Here is a 14,787-nt window from a genome sequence, read left to right on the forward strand (position 1 = left end):
GGGGCATGCTGAAGATTACGCTGCATCGCGAAGACACGCCGGCCCGCATGGTGCTGGAAGGCCGGCTGGCGGGGGCCTGGGTCGAGGAAGTACGCGCGGCGTGGCGGACGTTCTCACTCGACGGACGGCCGCTGCTCGTCGACCTGACCGGCGTGACCTATGTGGACACGGAGGGCAAGGTGCTCCTCGCGGACATGGGAGACGGAGGCGCGCAGTTCCGGGCGGCGGGCTGTTGCATGAAATTTCTCGTCGAGGAGATTACGAAAGGCCGCCGCGAGTAAGTTCCTTATTGTTGCCCTTAAGAGGAAGCTGTTAGACTCGTCAGACTGAGTACACGACGATGATGCGCCGACATTTTGTTAGACACCTTCCGCCCCTTCTGCCCGTCGCGCTGGCGTGGTCGGTAGGGCTTTGGATCGGCGGCTGCAAGCCCGACGCCGGCTCGACGCCTGCCGCTCCGCCGGTGCCTCAGGTGGAAGTCGTGACGGCGGAGCGCCGGACCGTTCCGGATGAGCCGGAATTTATCGGACAAGCGGAAGCGTCCCGGCCGGTCGAGATCCGCTCGCAAGTCACGGGCATTCTCAAGGAGGTGCTGTTCGCCGAAGGCCGCGAGGTAAAAAAGGGCGACAAGTTGTACCAAATCGATCCCGTGCCGTTTCAGGCGGCGTATCAAAGCGCCAAGGCCCGCATCGCCGAGGCGGAGGCGCGCCTGGTCCAGGCGAAACAGAACCTGGCGCGGGTGAAGCCGTTGTTGGCGGAACAGGCCGTCAGCCAAAAAGATGTGGATGATGCCATCGCGGAAGACCTGGCGGCGAAGGCGGCCCTGCAGGGGGCCAAGGCGGACTTGGTCAAAGCGAAGTTCGACCTCGACAACACCCTGATCCTGGCCCCGATCGACGGATTGATCGAGCGCAGCCGGTACTATGAGGGACGGCTGGTCTCCGCGCAAACGGATTTGCTCACCATGATTTATCGTATCGATCCCATGTATGTGGTGGTGAGCGTCCCGGAGAGCTTCCTGCTCAAGCGGCGAGAGGATGCGATCGCGACGGGACTCCAACATCCGGACGCGGCGCAGCTCAAAGGCACGGTCATCTTCGCCGACGGCAGCACGTACGCCCATGAGGGCGTGCTGGATTTCGCCGACGTCGGCCTGCGGACGGAAACGGGATCTCGGCAGGCGCGGTTCGTCGTCCCCAACCCCCATGGTGTGCTGCTGCCGGGACAGTTTGTCACCGTCCGGTTCAAAGGCACCGTCAAGGAGAACGCCATCCTGGTGCCGCAGCGGGCGGTCCAGCAGGGCCCGCAGGGCCCGATTGTATTCGTGGCGGGTGCAGGCGACACGGTGGAAATCCGGCCGGTCAAGGCCAGCAGCTGGCAGGACCGGGAATGGATCATCGAGTCCGGCGTCCAGCCAGGCGAACGGGTGATCGTCGGTGGGTTTCACAAGCTGGTGCCCGGCGCGCCGGTCAAACCGGTCCCGGCCGCCGAGGCCGTCCGGAACGGGCAAGCGGGCGACGGCACGCCGGCCGGCGCGGCGAATCGCGTTGAGGAGGCCAAGCCGGAGGCTTCGAGGGACGCAAAGTGAGCTCGCGATTTTTCATCGAGCGACCGATCTTCGCGTCGGTCCTCTCGATCGTCATCGTCGTCATCGGGCTGGCGGCGCTCACGACCCTCCCCATCGCGCAGTTTCCGGATATCAGTCCGCCCGTCGTTCAGATCGAAGCCGACTACCCCGGCGCCAGCGCGGAGGTCGTCGCCGATTCGGTGGCGCGCACCATCGAAGTGCAGCTCCCCGGCATCGACAATCTCCTGTATTACGATTCCACCAGCACGAACGACGGGCACGTCAGCGTGCGGCTTACGTTCGAGATCGGCACGAACGTCGACATCGCGCAGGTGCAGACGCAGAACCGGGTGAAGCTGGCGGAGCCGCAACTGCCGCCCGAAGTGGTCCGCCAGGGGATCAGCGTCTTGAAGTTCTCGCCGGATTTGCTCGCGGTCGTCGCGCTCAGCTCCAGCGATCCGACGCACGACACGGTCTTCATCTCGAACTATGCGCTCCTCCGGGTGATCGACAATCTCAAACGCATTCCGGGCGTCGGACAGGCCATGGTCTTCGGCCAGCAAAACTATTCCATGCGCCTGATCCTGGACCCGGTGCGGATGGCGCAGTTGGGTTTGACGCCCACCGATATCGCCAACGTGGTTCGGGAGCAGAACCGTGATTTCCCGGCCGGCCAAGTGGGGCGCGAGCCCGCGCCGAAGGGGACGGAGCTCACGATTCCCATCATGGCGCAGGGGCGGTTGACGGAGGTGAGGGACTTCGAACAGCTCATCGTCCGCGCCCTGCCGGACGGGTCCATGATCCGCCTCAAGGATGTGGCGCGGGTCGAACTGGGCGCCCAATCGTACGTCATGGAAGGGCGGTGGAACGGCAAGCCCAATGTCTTCCTGATCACGTTCCTCGCCCCCGGCGCCAACGCGCTCGACACGGTGAAGCGCGTGCGCACGGAGATGCAGGAGCTGGCGAAGGCGTTTCCGCCCGGCATGATGTTCGACGTACCGTACGATACGACCAAGTTCATCGAGGTCTCGATCAAGGAAGTGCTCAAGACGCTGGCCGAGGCGATGATCCTCGTCATCCTGGTCGTCTATTTGTTCCTGCAGAGTTGGCGCGCGACCTTGATCCCCGCCGTGGCGGTGCCCGTGTCGCTCATCGGGACCTTTGCCGGGATGGAGGCGCTCGGCTTTTCCATCAATACCCTCACGCTCTTCGGCATGGTGCTGGCCATCGGGATCGTGGTGGACGACGCGATCGTGGTGGTCGAGAACGTCGAGCGCCACATGCGGGAGGAATTAGTGTCCCCTAAGGAAGCCGCCCGGCGGGCCATGGCGGAAGTCACCAGACCGGTGATCGCCATCGTCCTGGTCCTCGGCGCCGTCTTCGTGCCGGTGGCGTTTCTGGGCGGGATCACCGGCGAGCTCTACAAGCAGTTCGCGATCACGATCGCCATGGCCGTCACGATTTCCGGCGTGGTGGCCCTGACGCTCAGTCCCGCGCTGTCGGCGCTGGTGCTGAAGCCGGGCGGCGAGCGGCACCGGCGGGGATTCTTCGCGCTGTTCAACCGGTTTTTTGATTGGACGCGGCATCGTTACACACGGACGGTCGAGCTCGTGATCCGGCGCTGGGCGCTGTCGCTCGGCGTCTTCGCGGTCATCGTGACGGCGGCCCTCGTGCTGTTCCGGTTGATTCCCCCCAGTTTCCTGCCTGAAGAGGATCAGGGCTATTTCATCACCGTCGTGCAGCTCCCGGACGGCGCCTCCAAGCAACGGACCGACGCCGTGCTGAGCAAGGTCGAGCAGTATTTTCTCTCGATCCCCGCCGTGCATTCGACGGACGCGATGTCCGGGATGAACTTCGTCTTCAACACGCGGGGACCCAACAGCGCCACCATGTTCATCCCCCTGCGTCACTGGGACGAGCGCCGGCCGTGGGAACACGTCCAGGCCTTGGTCGGCGCGGCGTATGGCGAGTTCGCCAAGATCCCGGAGGCGTTGATTCTCGCGTTCAACGCCCCGCCCATCCGCGGGATCGGCGCGACGGGGGGGTTCTCCTTGCAAGTGCAGGATCCCAGCGGAGGCGACTTCCGGAAGTTCGCCGCGGTCACGCAGGAATTCATCGCGAAAGCGAAGGAGAATCCCGCAATCGGCGGGATCGGCTCGAATTTTCGGGTGACGGCGCCGCGGCTGTTCGCGCGCGTGAACCGGGAGCGGGCCAAGGCCCTGGGCGTGCCGATTTCCGAGATCTTCGACACGATGCAGGCCTACTTCGGCAACTTGTACATCAACGACTTTCTGAAATTCGGCCGGGTCTATCGGGTGCAGACCGAGGCCGAGGCCGAGTTCCGGTCGAGTCCGGCCGACATCGGCAAGGTCTACGTGCGGTCGGTGAGTCCTGCCGTTTCGGGGCTCTTCGGCCGGAGCGGGATGCCGGCCCTCGGAGGAACCGGCCTGGGGGGCATGATGATCCCGCTCGACACGGTGGTCGATGTCGAGTTCACGAGCGGTCCCGACCCGGTGACGCATTTCAACGGTTTCAACACCGCCTGGGTACTGGGGGCGGCGGCTCCCGGCTACAGCTCGGGCCAGGCCCTTGAGGCGCTGGAGCGCACGGCCCAGGAGGTGCTCGCGCCCCAAGGCTACGCCATGGAGTGGAGCGGCATCTCCTATCAGGAAGCGAAGGTCGGCGGACAATCGGGGCTGGCCTTCGGGTTCGGCCTGCTGATGGTTTTTCTGGTGCTGGCGGCGCAGTTCGAAAGTTGGACGGTGCCGTTGGCGGTCATCCTCGCCGTGCCCTTCGGCGTCTTCGGCGCCATGTCCGCCGTGTGGCTCCGCGGCATGACGAACGACATTTATTTCCAGATCGGCTTGGTGACGCTGATCGGGCTGGCGGCCAAAAACGCCATCCTGATCGTGGAATTCGCCAATCACCGGAGGGCGGCCGGCATGCCGCTGGTGCGGGCGGCGTCGGAAGCGGCCCGGCTCCGGTTCCGGGCGATCATCATGACGTCGATGGCCTTCATCGGCGGCGTGCTGCCGCTGGCGATCGCCAGCGGAGCGGGAGCGGCCAGCCGGCAGTCCATCGGCACCGGCGTGCTGGGCGGCATGCTGGCTGCCACGTTTCTCGCGATCTTTTTTGTGCCGCTCTTCTTCGTGACGGTGCGAAGGGTGAGCGAAGGATGGGCCTCGGCCAGCACAGAGGCCCAGTCGACGCGGATGCCGGCCGAGCGGGTGCATCCGGAGTATGCCGGGACTCCGGCGGATGGAGAGCGATGATGGCGTTTCGACGGATCACAAGGGGCCTGTCTGTGTTGGCGTTGAGCGTGGTGCTGGTTGCCTGCGCCATGGGACCGAACTATCTGCGTCCCGATCAGGAGACCGGCGATCGGTTTCGCATGGCGGAGGGACCGCCGGAGGCTCCTTCCCTGGCCAACCTGCCGTGGTGGGAGCTGCTGCGCGACGAGCAGTTGCAGCAGCTGATCCGCACGTCGCTGGCGGAAAACCGGGATCTGCAACGAGCCGTGGCGGCGGTGGAGGAATTCCAGGCGCGCGCCCTCATCGCCAAGACCGAATGGGCGCCCAACGTGCTCGTCTCGGGCAGCGCGCCGACGTTCGGCCGCAAAACCATCTTTCTCTTTCCCGGGTTCGCCAGCCCCTTCAACTATTATCTCCAGGGCAACCTCTCTTGGGAGCTCGACGTGTGGGGACGTATCCGGCGGACGAACGAAGCGGCGCGCGCGGACCTGTTTTCCCGCGAGGAGAACCGCCGGGCCGTCGTGCTGCAATTGGTCAGCGGCGTGGCGGAAGCCTATTTCAACCTCCTCCAGTTCGACGCGCAGCTGGACATCGCCAAACGGACGCTGCAGTCCTGGGAAGAATCGGTCCGCATCGCACAGGCGCGCCTCAAGCAGGGGATGACGTCGCGGCTCGACACGGATCAGTTCGAAGCCGAGCGGGCCAACGCGGCGGCGCGGGCCGCCGAATTGGAGCGGCAGAGGGTGCAGGCGGAGAATCAACTGAGCGTGTTGGTGGGACGCAGGCCTTTCGCCATCACACGGGGGAAGCCGCTCACCGAGCAAGTCATGCCGCCGGACGTGCCGGCCGGCCTCCCGTCGGAGCTGTTGCAGCGGCGTCCCGATCTGCTCCAAGCCGAGCAAACGCTGCATGCCGCCGTGGCGCGGATCGGCGCCGCCAAGGCGGACCGGTTTCCCAAGATCTCGCTGACGGGACTGCTCGGGGTCGCCCATCCGCAACTGTCGCAACTGTTCACCGATCCCTCCTCGTTCGCCGTGTCGGGAGTCGGATTGATCGGCCCGCTGGTCAACAGCTCGGTCCTCGGCTTTCAGCAGGAAGCGATTGAGGCGCAGGCCAAACAGGCGGCTGCGCAATACGAACAGACGGTCTTGACGGCCTTCCGTGAAGTGGAAGACGCGCTGATCGCCGTCCGGACGGCCCGCACGCAGAGCGAGGCCCAGCAGCAGCAGGTGACGGCGCTCCAATCGGCCTTGCGTTTAGCCGAGCTGCGCTATAAAGGCGGGCTGGCCAATTATCTCGACGTGCTGGTGGCCCGGCGCAATCTCTTCGAAGCCGAGTTGGCGCTGACCGGCACGCGTCGGCTGCATCTCGTGTCGGTCGTCCAACTCTACAAAGCGCTCGGCGGAGGGTGGTCGCCCGAAATGGACCGCGTCCAAGACGTCGAGAAAGGATGACCCAGCATGGAGAAGCCGGCGCCGACGCAGCATCCAATCCACGAGCTCCTGAGCCGCCGGTGGAGTCCCCGCGCGTTCGACACGCGGCCGGTCGAATCGGACAAGCTCGCCAGCCTGTTTGAGGCGGCCCGGTGGGCGCCGTCTTCCAACAATGAGCAGCCCTGGCGGTTCATCGTGGGAAGACAAGGCGCGCCGGGCGCGTACGACCGGCTGTTCGCCTGCTTGATGGCCGGCAACCAGAAGTGGGCGCACCGCGCGCCGGTGTTGCTGCTCTCCGTCGCCAAGCTGACCTTTGACGACGGAGCGCCCAATCGCCACGCCTATCACGATGTCGGGCTGGCGGCGGAAAATCTCGTGTTGCAGGCCACCGCGCTCGGCCTCGCGTCCCATCAAATGGCCGGCTATCATGTCGACAAGGTCCGGGCGGAGTTCGGCATCCCTGCCGAGTTCGATCCGGTCGCCATGATTGCGATCGGCTATCCCGGCGATCCGGCCGACCTGGACGAGCGCCTGCGCCAGCGTGAAATGAAGCCGCGCGAACGAAGTCCGATTGCCGAGTTCGTGTTCGGCGAGCAATGGGGCCGTGCCGCGACGTGGTGAGCGGTCCGCCATGAGCCCGCCGGCGCGCCGCACCGATCCCCTCCGCCATCTGTGCCGCGCCGATCCCGTCATGCGCCGGCTGATCCGGGACGTGGGTCCGTTCCTGCTGAAAGCGCGGGCGCGCCGGTCGCCCTTCGAATCGCTCGCGCGGGCGATCGCCTACCAGCAACTCCACGATCAGGCGGCCGAGAGCATTCTGAAGCGGTTCTGCTCGCTCTTTCCGGGACGACGGTTTCCACGGCCCGAACAGATCCTGGCGGCCGATCCGGAGGCGATTCGGCGGGCCGGGTTCTCGCGCGCCAAAGTCGCGGCGCTGCGGGACCTGGCCGAGAAAGTGCTCGACGGCACGGTGCCGACGGGCCGCATGGTCCGAGCGCTGGACGACGAAGCGATCATCGAGCGGCTCATCGTGGTGCGCGGGATCGGGCGGTGGACGGCGGAAATGCTGCTCATCTTCCAGCTGGGCCGCCCGGATGTGCTGCCGGTGGACGACTTCGGCCTGCGGAACGGATTCCGGATCGCCTACGGGCTCCCCTCGATGCCGACGCCGAAAGACGTGTTACGATATGGCGAACGGTGGAAACCGTATCGCACCGCGGCCGCGTGGTATCTGTGGCGCGCGGCGGACCGGGGCAGCGGAAAAGCCAAGATCATTACCCTGTAGAGGGCACCATGGCGAACCAGGCGAAGCGGCTGGCGGCAAACGTGGCCGGCAACTTTTTTGTCGATGCCACCTGCATCAACTGCGACACCTGCCGGCAGCTCGCGCCGGAGACGTTTGAAGAAGCGGGCGACTATTCGGCGGTCGTCCGCCAGCCTGACAATGAGCGACGCGAGTTGCAGGCCTACCGAGCTTTGCTCGCCTGCCCGGTCGGGTCCATCGGCACCGAGCATAGCAATCCGGCCCAGCTCCAGGCCGCCAAGGCCGGCTTTCCCCTGCATCTGGACGACGCCGTGTACTACTGCGGATTCAACTCGCCCCAGTCGTTCGGCGCCAACAGTTTCTTTGTGCGGCATCCGGACGGCAATTGGCTGATCGACTCCCCGCGCTATATCAAACACCTCGTAGACGCCTTCCAGCGGATGGGCGGGCTCGCGTTCATCTTTCTCACTCATGAAGACGACGTGGCCGATGCCGATCAGTACGCCAAACAGTTCGGGGCGCGGCGCATCATCCACCGGGCCGATGCCGAGGCCGTCCCCGATGCCGAGTGGATCCTGGACGGGGCGGACGCCATCCGTCTCGCGCCGCAGTTTCAAGCCATCCCGGTGCCGGGCCATACGCCGGGGAGCCATGCGCTGCTCTACAACGATCGGGTCCTCTTCACCGGCGATCATCTCTGGTGGGAACCGGCAACCCGGACATTGGGCTCGCCCCGTCAGCTCGTGTGGAACCATGAGGCCCTCCTTCACTCCATCGAGCGCTTGCTTCACCATCGGTTCGAATGGGTGTTAGCCGGCCACGGCGATCGTGTGCGGCTGCCGCAGGATGAGATGCGGCGGCAGCTCCGAGCCCTGGTCGATCGTCGAAAGGCGGTCACCGCATTTTGAGCCAGCCGCAACGGTGTGCCGCGCAACGCGCGGCAGGTCGCCGGCCAGACCGCTCGTTCAGCGGCACGGTGACGTGACGAATGCTGCGCCGCATCTACCACTGGATCGATCACAATATCCTCTCCCTCGGCCGCGACATGCGGCTCTCGTACTTGCCGCCGCTGATGGTGTACATGGCCTACGGCATCTCCGGGCTGACTGGTATCGTGGGCACCTTCTTTGTCAAAGAGTATCTGGGCTTGTCCGCCTCCTTTCTGGCTGCACTGGGCTTTTGGGCCGGCATTCCATGGGCGCTCAAGATGCCGATCGGCCATACGGTGGACCTCTTGTGGCGCTGGAAAAGTTGGTTGTTGGTCGCAGGCGCGGCATTGCTCGCGGTGAGCCTCGGCATCATGGCGGCCTTGATCGGCAACCGCGACGCCATGACGGCGGTGCTGTCGGCCGAAGTCTGGTTCGTGCTGAGTACGTTGCTCGCGCCGGTCGGCTACGTCATTCAGGACGCCGTGGCGGACGCGATGACGGTCGAAGCCGTGCCGCGCGTGGACGAGCAGGGCCGGCCGTTCGACGAGCTCACCCGCAAGATCATGCATACGACGATGCAGACGCTCGGCCGGGTCGCGATCGTGGGGGGCGGCATTCTGGTGGCGCTGGTGAACGTCTATGTCTTTACGGGCGTGGAAGGCCTGCCGCAACACGAGATCGTCAAGCTCTACCGGCAGGTCTATCTCCTGGCGCTGGTGATCCCGTTCGTCTCCGTCCTCGGCATCGGCGTTGCCTGGGTGCTCCAGCAGCGGCATAAACGGCAACTGATCCGCCAGGGTTTCACGCGCGAGCAGGCGCGGCAGATGATCACTGTGCGGGATGCCGAGAGTGAGCCGACGAAGCCCAACTGGTGGATTCTGGGCGGGAGCCTGGGTTTCGTGTTGTTCACCTTATCCGTCGGCTTCGGCGGGCTGGCCCATAGCGAGGAAATCGTGTTCGCCGGCTCCATGGCGATCGTGCTGTTTCTCATGGCCCGGCTCGTCAAGGAGCTGGAGCCGGATAAGCGCTTCACGCTGGTCGGCACGGCCGTCGTCGTGTTCCTCTTCCGCGCGATTCCCTCGACCGGCCCCGGCACCACCTGGTGGATGATCGACGAGCTGAAGTTCGATCAGCAGTTTCTTTCCATGCTCTCCTTGATCGGGAGCACGCTCACGCTCGTCGGCATGTTCGTGTTTCGGCGGTTCATGGCTGAGCGGTCCATCGCCTACGTGGTCGGGTTTCTGACCATCATCGGTACGATCTTAAGTCTGCCGATCGTGAGTATGTTCTACGGCTTGCACGAATGGACGGCGAAAGTGACCGGCGGCGTGGTCGACGCGCGGTTCATTGCGATCGTCGATACGGCGCTGGAGTCTCCGCTGGGCCAGATCTCCATGATCCCCATGCTGGTCTGGATCGCGAATTCGGCCCCGGCGCATTTGAAAGCCACCTTCTTTGCCGTGATGGCATCGTTTACCAACCTTGCCTTGTCGCTGAGCCAGCTCGGAACCAAGTATCTCAATGAAGTCTTCGTGGTCACACGTGAAGTTCGGGACCCGGCCACCGGCACGATTCAAATCCCGCCCGACTACAGCCAGCTCGGCCTACTCCTCATCACCCAAGTCCTTCTCGGCCTCGCCCTCCCCTTCGCCGCGATCCTGTTCGCCAAAGTCACGCGGTTCAAAAGTGCGTGATGCTATCCGCTGGCATCCCCTTGACCTGTGCGGTATCATGAGCATCTAAGGTGATGCTGAATCGAAACGCCGCCGGCTGACGTTTTCAACAACCTGAATAAAAGGGGGCGACCGGTCTCGACGGGGATACTGAGACCATCGGTGCATGTCGAGCTCTCGGGGACTCGTAAAACTCCGGGACAATGCAACTGCCAACCAAGAACTGGCACTCGCAGCTTAAATAACTGCGACGTTCTTCCATCTGAGGCCCGCGGGGGTGGAAGGGCGCGATGCAGCGGGCTGGTCCAAGGCCGGTGCTCAGCGGCGGCGGACGAGAACTTTCTGGGCTAGCGGCCATTCTAAGCCAGCCGATGGGTGTGGATGGCTGCGAAGCTAAAACTATCGGCTACACATGTAGATCCGGTGCGTTGACGATCTTCGGACAGGGGTTCAACTCCCCTCGCCTCCACCAAACCGCACTTCGTGCGTGCCGCTGGCCTCTTTTGGGGATTATCGTAAGTGAGGCCAGCGGATAACCGCATCCAGTGTGCCCATCCAGGTAAGCTTGCGCGTACCGGCGCCTCATTATCGGAGCACCGTAGTTGATGGCGCCGGATAAAACCCCTCCAGGTGTTTCGCGTTTGGTCTATGCCCATCTTTCAGATGCCTCACTCAGTCGACATCGACTCCATCCGCTCCCACTGGCGTTCTCGCGGCTTCAGCTGCGATATCTGGACCGATCCTCCCGGCCAGACCTGGGAAGACTATACGCATGGAGTCGATGAGCTCGTGATGGTCTTGGAAGGTGACGTGGAGTTTGAGATCGACCGGCGAATCCTACGCCCAGCCGTCGGCGAAGAGATCGCCATCCCGGCCGGCGTGCGACACAGCGTGAGGAATAGGGGGCGGTCCACCTCCCGCTGGCTCTATGGCTACAAGACATCGGCACCGGCTTGACGAACAGACCGCGCTTCGCTGCCTCTCACCCCTCCGCCGCCGCCATGCCCTTCTTATACGTCGTATAGACGTACACCGGAATGGGAAGATCCTTCAGCGTGCTTTCGATGAGCGGTTTCACCTGCTCCCACGTCAGTCCGCCCACTCCTGTCGCCAGCCTCGGCAAGGCGAGGCTCTTCACCTGTTGGCTCTGCACTTCTTTCTTCAACGCCTGCAAGACATGATTGATGTTCGGCACAGTGGCCTTCCCGGGCCGGCTCTCGTGGCCGTCCGGAGGTTCTTGCGTGAACAAATTGATGATGACGGGCGAGGCCGGACCTTTCCAGCTCCAGAGCGTTCCCGGTTTGGGATTGTAGGTCTGACAATAGTGCCGGAAGTCTTTGTACATGGCCGGCCATTGCTCGCGCAGCGCCAGCGCCAAACCCTGTTTGAAATCATCGTGAGGCGCCACGCCGTGGGCAATGGCGCCGGCCTTGGAAAGAAGAATGTCGCCGCTGACTTCCTTGATCATGATCAGTCCTTTCGGTTGAAGATGGGCATCGGCCGATAGCTAAGGCGAATTCCCGAAGAGGTCAATAAGGCCGCGGTAGATTTTTCAAGAAAGCTCAGAAAAATCCCCCATTGACAGGTTTGTCCGATAGGCGTAGACAGACACCAGCGGCCCTACTGCCATTATGGAGGACGGGAGATCGGGCAGGCCGCGCGGCTGCTATCCAGGTCTCTCGGTGACTTACCAAGAGAGGAGGGTGGCGATGAACGACACGACTCCACCTGGTCCGTCCGGCCCGCCGATCCGAGGGCGGGCGTCTCATCGGTCGTGCTAGCCGGGTCTTCAGCCGGCTGTGCCTCTCGGCATCTCAGACCAACCGGATATCAGCCAACGGCACGAGCGCCGCGAGCTAGCACGAGGAACCCAAGCCCCTGGGATAGACGACGTTCTCCCCCGATTGGACGCTCAGTCTCCCCTTAGATTGCGCGGGTCTTGCGGGCCGCGACAATATAAAAATATCTCTCGGCGTCCTAAGCGCCAATCACGGGCGACCTCCCACCGGCAGTGCAAGGTCGCCCGTGCTTTTATGCGGATGCTGAAAAAGCCGTCCCGCTTCGTTCTCAGTCGCGGGCCTCCCTGCGACGTACCGCGAGGGTACGTCTCAGTCGTCCCGCTCCTTGCGGCCTTGCTGGCCCGGCTTTTGAGCATCCGCTTCAGGCAGCAGTTTAGATAGTCGGTTCCTGTTCTGACTTCTCCAACGGTCTTGACCTTTTCCAGAACAGATACAGCGGGATTCCGCTCAGAACGGTGGCGGCTCCCCACAGCGATTCGGCCGGCCGTTGGAGGAGGCTGTAGGCTACTAAGGAGAACGCTCCTGCGACCAGCACAGCAGGCAGCACGGGATAGAACGGCGCTCGATAGGTGTCGTTGCCGCCCGAATGAGCGGGTCGCAGGCGAAAGATCGTGGATAAGCTGAGCGCCATGAACAGCGCCAGGACGAGCCCGCTGTACACCAACAATTCTTCGAATGTGCCGCTCAGAACCAACATCGAGGCCCAACAACTTTGAAACAGAATAGCGCGAACCGGGACACCGGTCTGCGGGCTGAGCTGGGCCAGCCATGGGCTGATGGCGCCGTCTTTCGCCATGGCCCAGTAGATGCGCGGTCCGGCCCAGACCATGGCGCTGACCGCGCCGGCGATGGAGAGGCAGAGGAGGGCCGCGACGAGTCGGCCGCCGGCCGGCCCCCAGAGGGCGGCGGCCGCTTTTTCCGCTACCGGAATGACCGGTTCCCGGGCGAGCTCCGGGATCGAGAGCGCCAGGAAGTAGACGATATTGAGGAGGACATAGATGACGCCGACGAACAGGGTTCCACCGATCATGATCCGGGGGAGCGTCCGTTGCGGGTGCTCGACCTCGTTGGCGATGTAACTGGCGACATTCCAACCAAGGTAGCAGTAGACCACGATGACCAGGGCGATGGCCGCAGAGCCCAGCGTCGGCCTTCCGGTCGGAGATCCTCCGGTCACCACGTGGTCCCACTGCCCTGCGCCAGCCCACAACCCCATGAGGATCAATCCGCCGATGGCGAGCACCTTGGTCGTAGTGAGCAGGCGCTGCAGGCGCCCGCCGGCGGCGAGTCCTCGAGAGTGTGCCCACGTGATGCTCCACAACAGCACGAGTGACAGGCCCTTCGCGATCCAGCCGCCAGGGTCCTCCATCGCGACCATCCGTAAGGCATAGGCGGAAAAACTGATCGTCGATGCCGCGACGGCCGCGCCGAAGCCGATCGTGAAGGAGGTCCATCCGCTGAGGAAGGCCACCAGCGGCCCGTATGCTTGGCGTAGATAGACATAGTCCCCGCCGGCGTGCGGAAGGATGGAGCCGAGCTCGCCATAGATCATCGCGCCGCCCATGGCAAAGAGAGCGCCGATGAGCCACAGGAGGAGAATCACGAGGGGGTCGCCCACGTCGCGGGCCAGCAATCCCGTCGTAGCAAAAATGCCGCCGCCGATAATGTTGCTGACCAGCACGCAGGCAGCCGTGAACCAGCCGATCCGTGGTGACGTGGGCATACTGGGCGGCAGTGTAATGGCTCCCGTTCGGGAATGCGAGCCGACCGCCTTTCCTTTCTGAGCCGAGTCGCATACCATAGACGGCCATGGCGGAAAAAAAACGAGCGCGCAGCGGGTCGCCGTCCAAGCGCCGCAAAAAACCGGGCGGTGCTTCGACCGGCCTTGCTGCGACGGAGCTGCAGGCCGCCGCCCCGCCTCATGAGGTGGCGGAACTGCATCAGACGATCGATCAGGACGGTGGGAAAGTCCTCGCCGTCTATCGTGAACCGTACGGGGGCCGGTGGCTGGTCTTGGCCGCGCTGCCGATCGATCTGGTCGAACCGACGCCCTATCAGCGGAATCTTTCCGAGACACACGTTCGGAAACTGGAAACGGTCATCGGCAAGATCGGCCGCTTTCTCGACCCCATCATCGCCGTGCGGCTCTCCAAGCCGGACCATGCGGCCAAGTACTGGACGCCGAACGGTCACCATCGTTTGTCGGCCATGCGGACGCTCGGCGCCAAGAGCATCATCGCGATCGTCGTGCCGGAGGCGGCCGCCGCCTATCAAATTCTGGCGCTCAATACCGAGAAAGCGCACAACCTGCGCGAAAAGGCGCTGGAAGTCATCCGCATGTACAAGGAGCTCGCGCAGTTGGACGACTCCACCGAGGAGTCCTACGCGCTGGAGTTCGAAGAGCCCGCGCTGATCACGCTCGGCCTCTGTTATGAGGAGCGGCCGCGGTTCAGCGGCGGGGCGTACCATCCGGTATTGAAACGGGTGGACGACTTTCTCACGAGGCCGATGCGGGAGGCGATCGCCACCCGCCGAGAGCGGGCGCGTACCGTGTTGGCGCTCGATGACGAGATTGTCAGGCAGGTCGAGGCGCTCAAGGCGAAAGGGCTGACGAGCCCCTACTTGAAAAGTTTCGTGGTGGCCCGGGTCAATCCCATCCGGTTCCGTCCAAAAGACGCGCCGCCCCTGTCGTTCGACGAGGCGCTCGACCGGATGCTCAAAGCCGCGGTCAAGTTCAATCCCGACAAGATCAAACTGGACGACCTGGCCAAGTCCGGCGGGGCTCCGGACGACGCGGAATAGGCCGCCGTCCGCCTTGTTTCTCTGCGCGCCGGCCCTTTAGAATGTTCGCTGATCCGCATCGCAAGGAGG

12 protein-coding genes and 1 other RNA gene are annotated in these 14,787 nt (G+C 64.0%); 11 read left to right on the forward strand and 2 right to left on the reverse strand.

What is annotated here, in order from left to right; all coding sequences use genetic code 11:
- Nucleotides 1-5 precede the first annotated feature (5 nt).
- From NITMOv2_RS00115 to NITMOv2_RS00155, 10 genes are all read left to right on the forward strand, one after another.
- Complete coding sequence (locus NITMOv2_RS00115) at nt 6-281, forward strand: hypothetical protein (protein WP_053377968.1); 276 nt, start codon at nt 6-8, stop codon at nt 279-281.
- Nucleotides 282-340: 59 nt separating this feature from the next.
- Complete coding sequence (locus NITMOv2_RS00120; protein WP_053377969.1) at nt 341-1,588, forward strand: efflux RND transporter periplasmic adaptor subunit; 1,248 nt, start codon at nt 341-343, stop codon at nt 1,586-1,588.
- A complete protein-coding gene (locus NITMOv2_RS00125) occupies nt 1,585-4,839 on the forward strand; it encodes a multidrug efflux RND transporter permease subunit (protein ID WP_053377970.1) in 3,255 nt (1,084 codons plus the stop codon). The genes NITMOv2_RS00120 and NITMOv2_RS00125 overlap by 4 nt, the downstream gene beginning before the upstream one ends.
- Complete coding sequence (locus tag NITMOv2_RS00130; RefSeq protein ID WP_053377971.1) at nt 4,836-6,272, forward strand: efflux transporter outer membrane subunit; 1,437 nt, start codon at nt 4,836-4,838, stop codon at nt 6,270-6,272. Before NITMOv2_RS00125 ends, NITMOv2_RS00130 begins: the two co-directional genes overlap by 4 nt.
- Nucleotides 6,273-6,278: 6 nt before the next feature.
- On the forward strand, nt 6,279-6,872 hold the full coding sequence (locus tag NITMOv2_RS00135) for a nitroreductase family protein (protein ID WP_053377972.1): 594 nt from the start codon (nt 6,279-6,281) through the stop codon (nt 6,870-6,872).
- Between the two features lie 10 nt (nt 6,873-6,882).
- Nucleotides 6,883-7,536, forward strand: a complete 654-nt coding sequence (locus NITMOv2_RS00140) for a DNA-3-methyladenine glycosylase family protein (RefSeq protein ID WP_053377973.1) — start codon at nt 6,883-6,885, stop codon at nt 7,534-7,536.
- A gap of 8 nt (nt 7,537-7,544) precedes the next feature.
- Nucleotides 7,545-8,423: an MBL fold metallo-hydrolase gene (locus NITMOv2_RS00145; RefSeq protein WP_053377974.1), complete on the forward strand. Its 879-nt coding sequence runs from the start codon at nt 7,545-7,547 to the stop codon at nt 8,421-8,423.
- An 80-nt stretch (nt 8,424-8,503) separates the two neighbouring features.
- Nucleotides 8,504-10,138, forward strand: coding sequence for an MFS transporter (locus NITMOv2_RS00150; RefSeq protein WP_053377975.1), 1,635 nt, complete (start codon nt 8,504-8,506; stop codon nt 10,136-10,138).
- A gap of 103 nt (nt 10,139-10,241) precedes the next feature.
- Nucleotides 10,242-10,589, forward strand: a transfer-messenger RNA (tmRNA) gene (gene ssrA / locus NITMOv2_RS22315).
- Between the two features lie 191 nt (nt 10,590-10,780).
- A complete protein-coding gene (locus NITMOv2_RS00155) occupies nt 10,781-11,074 on the forward strand; it encodes a cupin domain-containing protein (RefSeq protein WP_053381927.1) in 294 nt (97 codons plus the stop codon).
- A 25-nt stretch (nt 11,075-11,099) separates the two neighbouring features.
- Here NITMOv2_RS00155 and NITMOv2_RS00160 read toward each other — a convergent pair whose 3' ends face one another.
- Entirely contained in the window at nt 11,100-11,585 is a 486-nt protein-coding gene (locus NITMOv2_RS00160; protein ID WP_053377976.1) for a macro domain-containing protein, read from the reverse strand.
- A 704-nt stretch (nt 11,586-12,289) separates the two neighbouring features.
- A complete protein-coding gene (locus NITMOv2_RS00165; RefSeq protein ID WP_053377977.1) occupies nt 12,290-13,639 on the reverse strand; it encodes an APC family permease in 1,350 nt (449 codons plus the stop codon).
- A gap of 86 nt (nt 13,640-13,725) precedes the next feature.
- Here NITMOv2_RS00165 and NITMOv2_RS00170 point away from each other — a divergent pair, with 86 nt between their 5' ends.
- Nucleotides 13,726-14,718, forward strand: a complete 993-nt coding sequence (locus tag NITMOv2_RS00170; RefSeq protein ID WP_053377978.1) for a ParB N-terminal domain-containing protein — start codon at nt 13,726-13,728, stop codon at nt 14,716-14,718.
- Nucleotides 14,719-14,787 lie beyond the last annotated feature (69 nt).

Source organism: Nitrospira moscoviensis, assembly GCF_001273775.1.
GTDB classification, from domain to species: Bacteria; Nitrospirota; Nitrospiria; order Nitrospirales; family Nitrospiraceae; genus Nitrospira_D; species Nitrospira_D moscoviensis.